This window comes from Thalassospira sp. A3_1 (assembly GCF_017744215.1).
Classification (GTDB): Bacteria; Pseudomonadota; Alphaproteobacteria; order Rhodospirillales; family Thalassospiraceae; genus Thalassospira; species Thalassospira lucentensis_A.
In genome coordinates, this window is record NZ_JAGHQQ010000001.1 from 440,167 (window position 1) to 455,030 (window position 14,864).

General features: G+C 52.3%; 14 protein-coding genes and 1 tRNA gene. 6 read left to right on the forward strand and 9 right to left on the reverse strand.

Translation table 11 applies throughout. From position 1 onward, the window contains the following. Window positions 1-253 precede the first annotated feature (253 nt). Window positions 254-1,264 (forward strand): hypothetical protein, encoded by a 1,011-nt coding sequence (locus J7395_RS02010; protein ID WP_247741925.1) that lies wholly within the window; start codon window positions 254-256, stop codon window positions 1,262-1,264. On the opposite strand, the gene J7395_RS02015 is transcribed toward J7395_RS02010, so the two are convergent. Then, window positions 1,265-2,341, reverse strand: coding sequence for an alpha/beta fold hydrolase (locus tag J7395_RS02015; RefSeq protein WP_209220371.1), 1,077 nt, complete (start codon window positions 2,339-2,341; stop codon window positions 1,265-1,267). Continuing rightward, window positions 2,322-3,149 carry a hypothetical protein gene (locus J7395_RS02020; RefSeq protein WP_209220372.1) on the reverse strand — a complete coding sequence of 276 codons (828 nt, stop codon included), beginning with the start codon at window positions 3,147-3,149 and terminating at the stop codon, window positions 2,322-2,324. Before J7395_RS02020 ends, J7395_RS02015 begins: the two co-directional genes overlap by 20 nt. Window positions 3,150-3,472: 323 nt before the next feature. Between J7395_RS02020 and phaR the strand changes: the two genes are divergently transcribed. From phaR to J7395_RS02040, 4 genes are all read left to right on the forward strand, one after another. Then, the gene (phaR, locus tag J7395_RS02025) at window positions 3,473-4,087 is read left to right on the forward strand and encodes a polyhydroxyalkanoate synthesis repressor PhaR (protein ID WP_209220373.1); all 615 of its coding nucleotides are present in this window, start codon (window positions 3,473-3,475) and stop codon (window positions 4,085-4,087) included. Window positions 4,088-4,416: 329 nt separating this feature from the next. After that, a complete protein-coding gene (locus J7395_RS02030; protein ID WP_209220374.1) occupies window positions 4,417-4,686 on the forward strand; it encodes a hypothetical protein in 270 nt (89 codons plus the stop codon). 170 nt (window positions 4,687-4,856) lie between these two features. After that, window positions 4,857-5,252: a helix-turn-helix transcriptional regulator gene (locus J7395_RS02035; RefSeq protein WP_007090137.1), complete on the forward strand. Its 396-nt coding sequence runs from the start codon at window positions 4,857-4,859 to the stop codon at window positions 5,250-5,252. 106 nt (window positions 5,253-5,358) lie between these two features. Further along, window positions 5,359-5,997: a hypothetical protein gene (locus tag J7395_RS02040; RefSeq protein ID WP_209220375.1), complete on the forward strand. Its 639-nt coding sequence runs from the start codon at window positions 5,359-5,361 to the stop codon at window positions 5,995-5,997. 46 nt (window positions 5,998-6,043) lie between these two features. On the opposite strand, the gene proB is transcribed toward J7395_RS02040, so the two are convergent. The 4 genes from proB to rplU form a co-directional block, all read right to left on the reverse strand. Further along, complete coding sequence (proB, locus tag J7395_RS02045; RefSeq protein WP_209220376.1) at window positions 6,044-7,159, reverse strand: glutamate 5-kinase; 1,116 nt, start codon at window positions 7,157-7,159, stop codon at window positions 6,044-6,046. Then, window positions 7,156-8,193, reverse strand: a complete 1,038-nt coding sequence (obgE, locus tag J7395_RS02050) for a GTPase ObgE (protein WP_209220377.1) — start codon at window positions 8,191-8,193, stop codon at window positions 7,156-7,158. The genes proB and obgE overlap by 4 nt, the downstream gene beginning before the upstream one ends. 179 nt (window positions 8,194-8,372) lie before the next feature. Continuing rightward, the gene (rpmA, locus tag J7395_RS02055) at window positions 8,373-8,633 is read right to left on the reverse strand and encodes a 50S ribosomal protein L27 (RefSeq protein WP_007090141.1); all 261 of its coding nucleotides are present in this window, start codon (window positions 8,631-8,633) and stop codon (window positions 8,373-8,375) included. A 30-nt stretch (window positions 8,634-8,663) separates the two neighbouring features. Continuing rightward, window positions 8,664-8,975, reverse strand: a complete 312-nt coding sequence (gene rplU / locus J7395_RS02060) for a 50S ribosomal protein L21 (protein WP_007090142.1) — start codon at window positions 8,973-8,975, stop codon at window positions 8,664-8,666. Window positions 8,976-9,267: 292 nt separating this feature from the next. Between rplU and J7395_RS02065 the strand changes: the two genes are divergently transcribed. After that, a tRNA-Ser gene (locus J7395_RS02065) sits at window positions 9,268-9,357 on the forward strand. 286 nt (window positions 9,358-9,643) lie between these two features. On the opposite strand, the gene J7395_RS02070 is transcribed toward J7395_RS02065, so the two are convergent. Genes J7395_RS02070 through J7395_RS02080 form a run of 3 tightly spaced genes read right to left on the reverse strand, consistent with a single transcriptional unit; the run spans window position 9,644 to window position 14,864 of the window. Continuing rightward, window positions 9,644-10,396, reverse strand: coding sequence for a glycosyltransferase family 2 protein (locus tag J7395_RS02070; protein WP_209220378.1), 753 nt, complete (start codon window positions 10,394-10,396; stop codon window positions 9,644-9,646). Window positions 10,397-10,443: 47 nt separating this feature from the next. Next, window positions 10,444-11,370 (reverse strand): glycosyltransferase family 2 protein, encoded by a 927-nt coding sequence (locus tag J7395_RS02075; RefSeq protein ID WP_209220379.1) that lies wholly within the window; start codon window positions 11,368-11,370, stop codon window positions 10,444-10,446. Then, window positions 11,349-14,864, reverse strand: a complete 3,516-nt coding sequence (locus tag J7395_RS02080; protein ID WP_209220380.1) for a DUF5672 family protein — start codon at window positions 14,862-14,864, stop codon at window positions 11,349-11,351. Before J7395_RS02080 ends, J7395_RS02075 begins: the two co-directional genes overlap by 22 nt.

The following is a 14,864-nucleotide window of genomic DNA, read 5'->3' on the forward strand; positions in this document are numbered from 1 at the left end:
ACCCCAGATTCGCGCAGTCTGGCGACACGGCGCAAACAGGCCGAGGGCGACAGACCAACATGATCGGCAAGGGTTGCATTCGCGATATCCGAAGGATTTTGGTATCGATACGGTCAAGGTCGGCCAATATCTGCAACTCCGAAGCGCCAAGTGATAAAATTACGCCGTATTATTGCACAAAAGCACGTAATTTCGCCGCGTAATAATACGATGGTTATGCGAGGATGCGCATCGTTAAACGAATGCCCCACATATGACCCGCGTACCACCCAAGAAGCCCGGAACCTCGCGCCCCATGCATCGCTATTTCCTGAATTTGCTAAACCGCAGCCAGCGTTTGTTCATCACCCTGATCAAGGTCATGTTGCCGGTGATGATCATTGTGCGCATCGCCGATGAATTCGGCGCGGTTGCCTTTACATCCGATCTGTTATCCCCTGTCATGAGCCTGATCGGGTTGCCGCCCGAGGCAGGCCTGATCTGGGCGACCTGCGCACTGGTCAGTATATATGGCGCGGTCGGGGCGTTTATCGGGTTATCCGCCCATCTTGATATGACAGCGGCGCAGCTCAGTGCGCTTTGCGCCATGATGCTGTTTGCCCATGGGCTTCCGGTCGAACAGGCAATTGTCAAAAGGGCCGGGGCCAGCTTTGTCGCGACGACTGCGCTTCGGCTTGGCACGGCGGTGTTTTACGCCGCACTGGTCACATGGATCAGCGACACCACCGGATGGCTTTCCGAACCGGTTGATTTTTCATGGATGGCCGGCGGTGAAACCGTTATAGCCGCAACTGGCCTTGAAGGCTGGATCGACTGGACCATCCAGACAGTCAAATCGCTTGTTGTCAGCTTTGCGGTGATTGTCGGATTGCTGGTGTTGCTCGATATCCTTGATAAAACAGGAATTACCGAGCGCATCACGCGCGGCATGATGCCGATCCTGCGGGTTTCGGGATTATCGCGCGACGTCGCCCCGGTGACGACCATTGGGGTGTTGCTGGGCCTGACCTATGGCGGGGCGCTGATCATTGACGAGGCGCGCAAAAAGAACTTCCCGCCGCGCACCCTTTTTCTGTCGCTAAGCTGGCTGTCGCTGTCGCATTCGCTGATAGAGGATACGGCGATCATGCTGGCCCTTGGTGCAGATATCTGGGTCGTTCTGGTCGGGCGGGTGATCCTGACATTGCTGATCATTGCCGCCCTTGCACGCCTGACGCTGCGCTGGCAAACCGCCCCCGTGACTGCGACCGAAACCGGTACCTGATTATTTCGTTTCCGCCAGCCAATCAAGCATCGGCACCCATGTGGATTTTTCCGCGCGCGATCCGACCATCATGCCGATATGACCGGCCGATGGGTGCAATTCGGTTCGCATATCTTCGGGCAGGGACGCGAAAAGAGCCTGCGCGCTTTCGGGCGGGACGATCCGGTCATTTTCCGGGATGACGGCAAGTGTCGGGCAGCTGATATTGGCCGGGTTGATATCAATGCCGTCGATCTGCCATTCGCCCTTGGCCGGTTTGTTTTCGACATACCAGCCAATCAGGCAATCAATCGCCACCCGGCGGGTCAGTGGCACACCGTCATTCAGCCAGTCTTCAAGGGCGACAAAATCATCGGCCTTGGCCGAATTGGCCGGGATGGAGGCAAAGCGGCGAAACTTTTCTCCGATCATGAACGGGTCAAGGCTTGCAAACAGGCTTTGCAGCACATCGACCGGGAGGCTGTCATGGATCGACAGCATATGGGGCAAGGACGGCGCGAAGGCCGCGGCAATGCGCCCCTGTGTCGGACCGGCCGCCATGAAATCCCAAGGGGTCGCCAACAGCACCAGACGCGATACCTGCGCGGGATCCAGCAGGGTCGCGGCCAGCGCCAGCACGCCCCCCATGCAATAGCCGATCATCGGCACCGGCCCGCCATTCATATCGGCGATATCCTGAAGGGCGGTGACCAGACGACCGGCGATGTAATCATCAAGGCCGTAATTGACTTCTTCTTCGCCGGGATAGCCCCAATCGACCAGAAGCGGCCGGTATCCGGCCTTGGCCAGAAAGCGGGCGAAGCTGCGTTTTTTGTTCAGATCAAGGATATAGCCGCGGTTCACCAGCGACGGCACCAGCACGACAATGCCAAGCGGGCTTTTGGGCTTGGCATCTTCGACCGCACCGTAATCAAGAATGCGGGTTGCACCATCTTCCCAGATCACCGGCGCATCATCGGCACCGCGTTTATAGCCATGTTTCTGGTAGGCACGCACACCGTCATGAAAGGCCGACTGGCTGGCAAAGGCGACACGATCAAGTGCCTGCGCGATATCGTCAGGATGATGGTTTTCCATCTCGCTCAGGAGCTTCTTCGCCTGCTCCTGCAGTTCCGGCCTCCAGGGCAGAAATTGTTTCCTGAAGATCGGCAATGCGGCGCGTGAGCTGAGCCAACTCGTCATCTCGACCGCCAGATGCATCGCCAGCGGCCTTGGTCCCGCGCGACGATTGCTTGCCCTTTTCGGCGGGTTTGTCTGCTGTCGGTTTTGCGCGCTCATTTTTTCCCTGCCCCGTTTTCTTGCTTTGGCCTGTCTTGTCTATCCTGCCTGCGGCGGCCTTGGCCGTATCGGCATCTTTGGCGGCTGCGTCCGGATGGGACGTTTCATCGGCGCTGGTTGCGCCCGTCATTCCGGCCATCGTCGCCATATTTGGCGGGAAAGGCCCACCGGGTGGAAAACCGGGTATTGCCATTTTTGACATCTGATTGAACATGGCCGCCATCGGGTTGGCTGCCGGGTCCATCGGCGTGCCCTTGATCATTTCCGGGATCGTTTCGGGCATCAAACCCGCTGTCATACCCGGAAAACCGCCCGGAGCAGCACCGGGAAAAGCCCCGGGTTTCTGGCCGGTTGCCAGTTGCCCGATCAGCTTGCCCCATGCCTCGAACCCCTCGCCAATCCGCGAAGTATCGGCCCCAAGGGATGCGTAAAGCCGCCCGATGGCGCTTGCCGCGTCGGCACCATCGGCCGTTGCGGCAACCTGTTCGCGCCAAAGGTCCATGAACTGCTGGGCCAGATGATCAAGATGATCGTCAAGTTCATCCTCGAGGTTGTCATTGGGCAGATCGTCGGGATCCTGATCCTTTTTCGCCCCTGTGTCGGACAATGTTGCTTCCCCCGGTTCTGATACAGATCACGCAGATGACATGCGCCTTGTGACTGGCAAATACTATAGGGGGTTCGGGCCTGCACGAAAACGAAATCCATTGCTGCGCGGCAGCAACCGGGACCAGAGGTTGTTTTTCGCAGCGCACATCGCGTTGAACACTGGACACATTGGAATTTACACGGCACTCTTATGCACGCTTGAGCAGGCGCAAAATTCAAAATGCTGCGCAACATTCAAATTTGTGCAATCGCAAACAAGGTATTTCATACCGCACTGCCCAAGCCAAACGTCCGGGAAACAGGGAAGCAGGGAATAACGTCATGACCACGAAAAAATCAGATGATCAGGATCGCGTCGTTATCAAGAAATACGCGAACCGCCGCCTTTATAACACTGCGACCAGTTCGTATGTGACGCTTGACCACCTGTCGCAGATGGTCAAGGACAATACCGATTTCGTCGTTTATGACGCCAAGACCGGCGAGGATATCACCCGTCCGGTCCTGACACAGATTATTGTCGAGGAAGAGAACAAGGGGCAGAACCTGCTGCCGATCAGCTTCCTGCGTCAATTGATCGGGTTCTATGGCGACAGCCTTCAGGGTCTGGTGCCAAGCTATCTGGAACAGGCGATGCGTTCGTTTGCGCATAATCAGGAACAGATGCGCGAATATATGCAGGGCACGATGCAGGGCATTTTCCCGTTCGGCCAGTTCGAGGAAATGAACAAGCAGAACATGGCGCTGTTTGAGCAAACCATGAAGATGTTTTCCCCCTTCCTTCAGGAAGAGGCCGACAAGGCCAACGGGAAAGCCGATGCAGCCCAGAGCGGCAAACCGGCAAAAAATGACGCATCCCTTGATGACCTGAAAAGCCAGCTCGAAGCCATGCAGGCGCAGCTCAACAGTCTGGTCAACAACAAAGCCAGCAAGTAAACGGCCCCAAACCCGTTCATTTCAAAGCATCACGCAGAAAGCTCCGGATTTTCCGGGGCTTTTTTGTTTTTGCCCGCATGTGTCGCGGCATCATTCCTGCATAAACTTTTCATTAACGTTTTTCACCGCCCGGCACCTGTCGCAAGGCGGCAATTTTTGCCGGGTTTACGCCCCCTTGAATGGAGTCCCTTGCATAAGACCAGTTAAATACCCCGGTTAAACGCACAAAACCGCAAAATGACATGACAGCGATCACACCGATCCCCTTGCACCCGGCCCGCAGGCCCGACGCTGCAAGTAGTGGAACAGACGGCCCTGCCGGGATCGGGATGGATATCACTGCACTGGTTTCGCCTGTACGGGAAATCGCGCAGAACGGTGGCGCATGGCTTGAACCCCATGATCCTGGGGGCAGTGCAGCATTTTGGGCGCAGCTTTTGGGCCAGCTCCTACCTCAGGAAAACCTTTTGCAACCTGCGGTCATTCAGGAATTGCATGCCAGCTATGCACGTCATTCCACACCTTACGGCTCAGAAAGCCATGTCTTTTTTTCGCCTAACGCACTAGACAACGACAGGCGAATTGACCTATATAGCTAGCTTCTGGCGGATCGCTGAGACTCCTATCTGACCAAAGTTCAGATATTTCTTGCAAGCAGAAGGCCTTCAAACCGGGTCAACCTGATTGTGATTAATAGGCGAAATTAACAAGCCTGACAGCGTCCCGAGTGGGAATAAATAACTGGCGGTTGATAACGGAAAAATATGCAATGACTGAGATTGTATCAAACGAAGAACCGAAACGCGCTAATCGCGCAACAGATACGGACCGTTATGTCGGTCAGCGTATTCGCGAACGTCGCATCATGCTGGGTCTGTCCCAGCAGCAGATGGCCGATCTGATCGGTGTTACCTACCAGCAGGCTCATAAATACGAGCGCGGCATCAACCGCATTTCTGCCGGTCGTCTTTACGAAATCTCCCAGGTCCTGGGCGTTCCTGTCAGCTACTTCTACGAAGGTCTCGACGGCAACCAGGAAACCGAACTTAATGCGCGTCAGCGCATGTGCCTTGAACTGGCGCGCAACTTTGCGAGCATCAAGCACGAAAAACACCAGGAAGCGCTGAGCCAGATGGCACGCGCACTGGCCGATCAGGCTGCCTAAGCCTGATCACTGCGATCTTCAGCATTGCTGCAAAAATCAGGCTGCCTTCCATGGCAGCCTTTTTTTGTGATAGCGTCACGGCAAGACCAAGACAGGGGCAAACCGCATGACAGGCGATATCACGCAATCCGGCCTGATCGATCTGATCGACGAGCAACGCAGCAAACTTGGCTATCTGTCGATATCAGCCCTTATGGCGCTGACAAAGACCGGGAATGTCATCCTTGATCCGTTTTCAACCCTGATCAGCATCCATGCCGATATCGGGCGCGACAATATTTTCCATCCTGCCGTCCGGCTTGATGCCACCTCCCCGGCGATCCTTGAGATTGGCAGCCGAAATACGTTTTACGCCAACACGATGATTGATGCCCAGACAGGGCCGATCACGATCGGCAATGACAATCTGTTTGGCGAAGGTTGCGTTCATGTTGCCACAAACCAGCCCGGTGCGGCGATCACTATCGGATCAGACGGCCGTTATCGCGGATCAATCCAGATTTCAGGCTTATCCGTTCTGGGTGATGGCAGCCAGATTCTTGGCAATATTATTGTCCGCGATGTGCAGCTTGGTGCAGGCGGATCATTTCGCCACCCGATTGCCGATGAACGTGGTGCGGTTTTAAAGGGGGTTGGACTGGGAAGCGGGATTATCCTTCAGACCGGTCAGGTAATTGCCGGAAACGGCACTCTCGCCCCGGAAAACGTCCGGATGCAGTCCTTCTATCATCCGGATGCAAAATAGGGGCAGCCGATGGCTACCCCTTTGTCGCAAATCCTGTAACCGAACTCTATTGATCGGCGATCACAAGATCGTCGGAATGAATAACCGCGTTGCCACGGCTATATCCCAAGGCGGTTTCGATTTCCTGCGAGGAATGCCCCTTGATCAACCGGGTTTCCTCGGCCGAATAGGACGTGATGCCACGCGCGATTTCATTGCCCTCGGCATCAAGAATGCGCACCGCATCCCCATGCTTGAAGCTGCCATCAACACCGGCAATCCCCGCCGCCAGCAGGTTTTTGCCTGCCCGCAATGCCTTTGCCGCACCGCCATCAACAATGATGGCCCCGCGTGCCGAAAGTGACGTTGCGATCCAGTGGCGACGTGCCGCAAGCGGGCTTTCACTTGGCAAAAACAGGGTATGGAGCCCGCCTTCGAGCTGCGCCTTTAGCGGATGATAGATGGTGCCGCGCGCGATCATCATGCGGCAACCGGCCTTCATCGCGATTTCGGCGGCCTGCAATTTGGTCACCATACCGCCGGAGCTATACATCGTCGGCGCAGCACCGGCCATGTCCATGATTTCGGGTGTCAGTTCACGCACCGTCGGGATCAGGGTCGCATCCGGGTTCTTGCGCGGATCGGCGGTATACAGCCCATCGATATCGGACAGCAATACCAGCGTATCGGCCGAAATCATGTGGGCAACCTTGGCACCAAGGCGATCATTATCGCCAAAGCGGATTTCTTCGGTGGCAACCGTATCGTTTTCATTGATCAGCGGCACAGCCCCGCGTGCCAACAGGGCATTTAACGTCCCGCGCGCATTCAGGTAACGGCGACGGCTTTCCATATCCTCAAGCGTCACCAGAACCTGCGCCATGATCAGGCCGTTGCGACCCAATGCTTCCTGCCAGACCTGCGACAGGCTGATCTGGCCGGTGGCCGCTGCGGCCTGTTTATCAGCAAGGCTGATGGTGCGGTGATCAAGCCCCAGCAAACGCCGCCCCATGGCGATCGCGCCACTTGAAACCACGATGACCTCGACCCCGCGTTCGCGCAGAAGTGCGACGTCATCGGCAAGTGCCTCGAGCCAGGCACGGCGAAGCTTGCCGGTATTTTCATCGACCAGAAGGGCAGAACCGACCTTGATGATCAGGCGTTTTGCGTCCGCAAGGCTCACGGTTGGAAGCCCTCATCTTCGCGGCCCTCCATCGCACGGTGCTCGCGCTCTTCGACAATGTGGCGGCGCAGTTCGCGATGAACTTCCTTGACCCCCTGCTGGGTGGCGCCAGACACGATAAAGACTTTCTTGCCGATCCCTTTTTCAAGGATTTCACGCTGTTCCTCGACCATTTCCGGCAGAAGCTGATCGGCCTTGGAAAGGGCGACGATTTCGGGCTTGTCTATGAGGACGTCGGCATAGCTTTCAAGTTCTTCGCGAACAGTGCGATAGGTCGCGACCGGGTCCTCGTCCGCGCAATCGATCAGATGCAGCAGAACTTCGCAGCGTTCGATATGGCCCAGGAACCTGGTCCCGATGCCCTTGCCCTCGGATGCGCCTTCGATCAGGCCCGGAATATCGGCCAGAACGAATTCATGATCATCGATTTCAACCACGCCCAACTGCGGATGCAGGGTGGTGAAGGGATAATCGGCGATTTTCGGACTCGCGCTGGATGACGCGGCAAGGAAGGTGGATTTGCCCGCATTGGGCAGACCGACCAGACCGGCATCGGCAATCAGCTTCAGACGCAGCCAGACCGACATTTCCTCGTTCGGCCAGCCTTCTTCGGCACGGCGCGGGGCCTGGTTGGTGGAGGATTTGAAATGGGTGTTGCCCCGGCCGCCATCGCCGCCCCGGCACAGCACAAAGGTCTGACCCGGCTCAAGCATATCGACAATCAGGGTTTCGCGGTCTTCTTCAAGGATCTGGGTTCCGACCGGGACCTTGATCGTGATCGAGTTGCCCGAACGGCCGGTGCGGTTGCGCCCCATGCCGTGCATGCCGATTTCGGCCTTGAAATGCTGCTGATAACGGAAATCGATCAGGGTGTTGAGGTTTTCAACCGCCTCGACAATCACGTCACCGCCGCGCCCGCCATCGCCGCCATCAGGCCCGCCATATTCGATGAATTTTTCGCGCCGGAAGCTGACCGCACCGGCACCGCCGCGGCCACTGCGTACGTGGATTTTTGCCTCGTCGAGAAACTTCATAACCGGTCCTTTGGGCGATGCCCGTCAATCATTCCGCCCGGCCGGATCGCGATTTCGAAACAGATCGCCTCGCATCGACGGCACGGGAAATTTTCATATAACACATAAAACAAGGGAGGAATGATTGCTCATTCCTCCCTCGAAATCTTTGCTACGGATGAGCGCAGCCGACGGGAGGCTTACGCCTCGGCCGGAACGACACATACATAGGTACGACCCTTGAAGCCCGACTTGAACTGGACGTTGCCGCCAGCCGTCGCAAACAGGGTGTGGTCTTTGGCCAGGCCAACATTGTCGCCAGCATGGAACTTGGTGCCACGCTGACGAACGAGAATGTTACCTGCAACAACCGTCTGGCCGCCGAATTTCTTGACGCCGAGGCGCCGACCTTCGGAGTCGCGACCGTTACGGGAGCTACCACCAGCTTTCTTATGAGCCATGAAACTCTCCTAAAACTGCATCCCGGCCGATCAGGCCGTGATGTCCGTGATGCGCAGAACAGTCAGGTTCTGGCGATGACCATTTTTGCGACGGTAGTTGTGCCGGCGCTTTTTCTTGAAAACGATCACCTTGTCGCCCTTGGTCTGTTCGAGAACTTCTGCATTCACAAAAGCCCCTTTGACCAACGGAGCACCAACCTTCGGCGCACCGTCGCCAGCAACCATGAGAACTTCTTCAAGTTTCACGGTGTCACCGGCCTGGGCAGCGATCTTTTCGACTTTGATAACGTCGTTGGCAGCAACTTTATACTGTTTGCCGCCAGTTTTGATGATTGCATACATCGATATAGTTCCTGAAAAATCATTCTGGAAACGCACACGCGCGCTTCGGTGTCGCTGCTAACTGAAACCGAACCGCTGCGAGAGACGGGTGAAATACCTTTTTCGCCCGCCAGAGTCAACCGCAAAGCGCACCGTTTCCGGGCTTTGGCCATGGCAGGGACGCATGGCAGAGGTTTGTTTCCCAACCCGGCCCGGCCCAACCGGCAAAAGAGTTCGGGGAAAATACGTTTTCCCTCTTGCATTCTGGCTTAAGGATCGTTAAACAGCGCCTCGAACGCCAGACCACACATGCGGAGAGGTGCCGGAGTGGTCGAACGGGGCGGTCTCGAAAACCGTTGTACTAGCAATAGTACCGTGGGTTCGAATCCCACCCTCTCCGCCACTCTAAGAGATCTTGTCCTACATATCTTTTTTACACCTTCAGTATACAACGGCCCCAGCATTCATCATCTGAGGTGCAAACTGGTGACAATTTTCCATGTAATCAGTGTAAAAAATAAGTGCAGTCTCGACAATTCCGGAATACTGAAACATGGAATACTGCCAGTTAAAAGCTTTATCATGTCCGGTCTCCAAGACTCGAAACATCAACATGGAAATTCTTAACTTGCCGCTTAAAATAAGCGAATTCCACCAATATTATCGCAACGTACATTAAACTGAAAATTTCATTTATTAATAAACTCCAAAAACTTTGCCGGATACTTTGAAAAAATTTTAAACATGTTGGTGGAAATATTATTCTCCCTGCATGCCCGCAAGACTTCTTTATTTAGAAGAACTGTACTCCTCCATCCACTAGTACTAATACCACCCATATTCATCTGCACCAGAACTTCGGAAATATGTCGATATCTCATAAGGGCATTTCCGTAGAAAACGCGTGCAACCAGCTCAAAATCACCAGCAATATGGTAATCCGTTTTGAAAAGACCAAAATTCTCGTATATCGCACGCCGCATAAACAGGGTCGGATGTGCTGGCATCCACCCCCATGCGATTCGATCAGCGGAAAACCGTTTGGAGCTATAACGACGAAGAGGTTGATCGGGCTGCTCTGGATTGATGAATTCTGCATCGCCGAACAACACATCAAGGTTCTCAGAATCCATAATCGATAACACGCGTGCTAAAACGCTTGAATCCTTATAAATATCATCTGCATTAAGAAAGCCTATGATATCACCAGAAGCAAGCTTGAGGCCCTTGTTCATTGCGTCATAAATACCCTGATCAGGCTCAGATACCCATCGAATTACATGCTGTCCATGATTTTTAATGAGGTCCAGAGTTCCGTCAGTAGACGCGCCGTCAATCACTATATGCTCAATGTCCGAGCACGACTGTGAAGCGACTGAGTCCAATGTCCTGATAATGGTTTTGGAGCTGTTGAAACATACAGTGATAATAGTGATTATCATATCAAGAGTTTCGCATTAATCGCAAAGAATAAGAATGCATCGAACATTCAACCATTTCTTTTCATCAACTTCCTTTTTAGGAAAACACCATAGTAGGCCATTGGTGCGAATGGATATAACGCTCTTATTCCATATTCTCTGAGAACATTTGACCTTTTCTTTCCGGAAATATATTTTCTGGATACCCATACACGATAAGTCATCAACAATTTAAGTCGAATCATCGACCATTTAGTAACTTCCAGATACGGCTTTTTCAAAAACTCGCTGAGAATACGAACATTGTCTCCAATCAGATGCCCCAACTTGATGTTTTCCTGGGTCATCTGTGCCTCATGGAAACGGATTCCGCACACAGACGTTTCGATATTCAGCAGGTCACCTTTTTCCAGCAACCTAAACCACATTTCCATATCCATCAGTTGGGGCAAATCATCGCGGAACCGAACATGCGCATCCGCCTTCCTAAACATGACGGCAGTAGGTTCTCCGATAAAATTACCTCCAAAGAGACATCGACTAATTGCTTTTCGTCCGGAAATAACTGCCCTACTACTCGAATAATGCCGAGTTCCGAAAGCCTGCCCTGCTTCGTTAAGACTGAGCCGTCCGCCACAGACCAAGGATACCTCGGGATTCGTCTCCAACCCCGTAACCATCTTTGATAAGCAATCAGGTAAAAGCAAATCATCGACACACAAATATTTGATGTATTCGCCGCGAGCACAATCAAGGCATTTGTTGAGATTTCCTGCTAAACCTAGATTTCTCGGGTTCTTAAAAAAACGAATCATTCCAAATTGTTCCGAGAGCTCGGTTACAATGGCCGCAGTTTGGTCAGAGGAACAATTGTCCACGACGACGATTTCAAAGTCTTCATAGTTCTGCTGAAGAACCGAAGCCACTGCGCCCTTGACATACGCCGCGCCATTGTAAACCGGTATGCAGACACTTACTTTTGGGCGGGAGAGCAAAATTTCTTGGCACCTTTCAACATCAACCTACCCAGCTTAAACTTACTAAGAAATCGGGCGACGCGGAATTTGATTGTGGCCGGGCTAGTTTCCCGCTTTAGGAGACTCCAAGCGGCACGGAACCTGACCATCTCAGCAAGGGTTGCTTTCCGATATATAAAATGCCATGCGGCTGAAAGAAATAGTCGGCGCAGTCGCTTATCGCGAATCTTCAAGATGATGCGAACAAATGGGATCACACCTTCCTCTGAAACGCCGATGAACCCATGTAGCAGCCTAATTTCATCGTCACGAAGGTAATGTCCGATTGTCGTTACCTTCTTCATATAAACAGTAAAATCGGCAATTGTTCGTTCGAAGTTCACCCCACCATAAAGCTCGGAGCTTACCCCCCCGAGACGATAACTTACCAAAATTTCGGGCACTTCGACCACCTTGAAACCTGTCATAAGAATTGCGACAAAAAGGTAGTTTTCTGCTGTTACATGGCCAGACCGGAATGGATCAATTGTCTCGATCACACTTTTTCTGATCAATGTAGCCTGATGAACAATCCCGAAACAATTGAGTACCGATGGCAGATGTGTGGGGAAATGCATCATCCCTTTTTCGGTAAGTAGTTCGGCTCCACCGAATGCCATGTCAGCATCGGTCTCTGCTATTCGAGAAACCATCAATTCCAGCGCTTTGGGATTGCAGAAATAGTCATCGGAGTTCATGAACGCGATCAGATCGCCGTTCGCCAGATCAACCCCGTTGGCCATTCCTTCCCATACATCGCTATCTGCCTTGCAATGGAAAGCAATTTGCGTCAAATGCGCGTAACGCTCTTGCAGCTCTTGGAATGTTCCATCGGTTGATGCACCATCAAGAAGTACGATTTCCACATGCTCGTATGATTGTCCAATGACCGACTTAAGGGCTTGGTCAAACGTTTCTATCCGTCCGCATTTTATGAGATCCTTGACGATCATAACCACAGAAACAAGTGGAGATGCCGGAAGCACCTTGACATCGTAATATATTTTCTTGCGCTCAAAAAAGCGTTGCACATGCGACAGGTAGGCGGAATCTATGTATTTGTCATAGCCATGTATTCCCACGGGAGGGTTCAGAAGCAGAAATTCCTTCTGAAGCAGGGGATAGTTCACTTCGCCACAAAACTTCATCGCCACATGACGTTCTGGTAGATGAATTCTATTCCCACAAAGAGGAGCAATGACGGTGAAAAATATATCTTCATAGATATTGTATTTTTCGCAAGTACCCCGCCAATCCTGAGATAGCTCACGCAGAAGGCTGTACAAAATTTTGACGAATTTCCACCTTCCGTTGCGCACAAAAAACCATACCGCGCGAGTAATATGTTCAAAACTGCGCCCAGCCTGGAAATTTTCGAGAATATGGATACAGGTATCAACGCGCCTCAGGCTTAATCCTCCATTGAACCCGAAGGGTGCCATGCGCTTCACAAAATGCTCCTTACCCTTTTCGGGCAGGAACAACGGGGCCCCAACAAAGTCGTATCCTTCGGCCATCCATTCATCAAGCCGGTTTTGAAATATCCAAGCATCTAGATGGCAAATCAATAAGTACTCAAATTCCCGATACATCCGGTAAAAATTCGGATCTGTACCCATCTTGTTGACCGCCTCCGGACTACCAAAATAGCCAGCCTCTACCAGTCGAACCTTCCCATTGATACCATGTTTAGCAAAGAACTCCTCGTACCATGAAGGGCTGCATGTTTCCGGCAGGACAACTTCCAGCGGATAGGCTTTCAGCTTAGTGGCATTATGGAGCAGGACGACTGCCAAATCGTCATTCAATTCCTCCAAATGGGTAGGAACGACGACGACCAAGCGGCTGTGAGAGACTTCACGGTCAATCGAAAATTCCTTTAGCATCGGGCTCTTGGAAAAGCTTACCCTCTTTAACTGGTCTCGAAAAAATCGCCGGATCGGCCGGTGCTTCAACCGTGCTAGAAGCCTCGGCAATGGGTAGATAAAGCCCAAATAAGAATAGCTTGAAGCCCAGAATACCAGTTTCCTGAAGACAGACGCACTCTGGTAGGCTCGCGTCCGGTTATCAGCCAGCAAAAGGTTTTGTTGTTTTCCAGACCGAAAGATGCCCGCTCTCCACAACGCGCCCGGCCGTACGGGGCCCTTTCTACCAACTACGAGTGCTTGCCGTCCAGATGCCTCAATCACGGAGGTCATTGACTGATATCCGGACTCGAACTGATAGGCCTTCATTTTATTTTCGAGCGGTCGCTCAGCCAGTAAATCCAAATAATCTTGCCTGGAAATCATAAATCCGTTACTGCGAACGTGGAAGTTCGGGAAATCAGGAAACCCTTCAGTAAAGGGATAGCGGGTTTCCATATTGCCGGAACATCCAACAAGCCCGACATCATTTCCAGAAGTAAATGCAGAATAAAGTTTATCGAGCCAACCATGCTGAAGCGGCTCGGAATGCGTATTCATAAAGAAAACAGTCTGTTCCTCAATCTGGATCGCAGCTTTGCGGTAAGCTTCCAGATCAAGCCCCTCATCATTGACATTAATGAAGCGCGGCAATAAATCTTTGAACAGCATATATTGTTCGGATAATTCATTTACCGAGAACCCTTTGTTTACAACGTAAAATTCGTGCGGAACAGAAGGGTAAAAGCGCTGATAAGCCTTTATAAAGCGTTCACAACTATCTCTCTCTTCTTTTGTCTTGGCACGGTTCAGATAGACAACAGCAAGCTCAGGTGCAGACTTGTCCATTAAGCTACCCAAAACATTTAATATGTTAGGGTCGCCATTGTCCTCTGGCTTAATCGGCCAATCACCGTCCGTAAGAGTGCGTTCTCCAAGAGAAGGGCTACCCTTCTTAATCAAGATACATGAGTTGACAAAGCTTAGAGACTTTATGCTTTCAATGATCGAATCACAGTATGCAGTTGAATAGAAACGACGCATGGTTCGATAGGCTAGATTCTTCCGCCGCACAATAGGGTCAAAACAATTCAGCGTTGGTTGCGCTGCTAGTGCTCCAAAGAAATTGTACACTGAAACACCAAAATAATTCCCTCCCGCGAAGACTCCACTAAAATCTGCATGCGTATCTTCGATTACAAAATCTCCACCGTCACGTAATAGCGGCCAATACTTCATGAAAGTTGCCAAAATATCGTGCTGTGTGTGCGAAGCGTCATCGACGATTAAGTCAAACTGCAAATTTAAGTCTCGGATCTTCTCGAATGCCTCTTGTGAGGTAGCGTCGCCTACAATGATATCAGTAAATCGAGTGCCTTCTACGTTTTCTGCAATGGCGGGGTTGATGTCGCACGCAACACACCGGGTAAACAAACCACTTGGATCCAGAGCCGCAGGCCAGCCCATGTTCTGAACGCCAATTTCCAGATAGATTGATCCGGGACGGACATCTTTCATGATCTGCCTGTAGAAAGGCAGATACGATCCCCATTTATCGTAACCACGCAT

Coding starts and splice junctions, on each gene's coding strand:
- J7395_RS02010 (WP_247741925.1), top strand. CDS start 254: ATGACCCGCGTACCACCCAAGAAGCCCGGAACCTCGCGCCCCATGCAT.
- J7395_RS02040 (WP_209220375.1), top strand. CDS start 5,359: ATGACAGGCGATATCACGCAATCCGGCCTGATCGATCTGATCGACGAG.
- J7395_RS02080 (WP_209220380.1), bottom strand. CDS start 14,864: ATGCGTGGTTACGATAAATGGGGATCGTATCTGCCTTTCTACAGGCAG.
- J7395_RS02015 (WP_209220371.1), bottom strand. CDS start 2,341: ATGGAAAACCATCATCCTGACGATATCGCGCAGGCACTTGATCGTGTC.
- J7395_RS02035 (WP_007090137.1), top strand. CDS start 4,857: ATGACTGAGATTGTATCAAACGAAGAACCGAAACGCGCTAATCGCGCA.
- J7395_RS02030 (WP_209220374.1), top strand. CDS start 4,417: ATGGATATCACTGCACTGGTTTCGCCTGTACGGGAAATCGCGCAGAAC.
- rpmA (WP_007090141.1), bottom strand. CDS start 8,633: ATGGCTCATAAGAAAGCTGGTGGTAGCTCCCGTAACGGTCGCGACTCC.
- phaR (WP_209220373.1), top strand. CDS start 3,473: ATGACCACGAAAAAATCAGATGATCAGGATCGCGTCGTTATCAAGAAA.
- rplU (WP_007090142.1), bottom strand. CDS start 8,975: ATGTATGCAATCATCAAAACTGGCGGCAAACAGTATAAAGTTGCTGCC.
- J7395_RS02070 (WP_209220378.1), bottom strand. CDS start 10,396: ATGATAATCACTATTATCACTGTATGTTTCAACAGCTCCAAAACCATT.
- obgE (WP_209220377.1), bottom strand. CDS start 8,193: ATGAAGTTTCTCGACGAGGCAAAAATCCACGTACGCAGTGGCCGCGGC.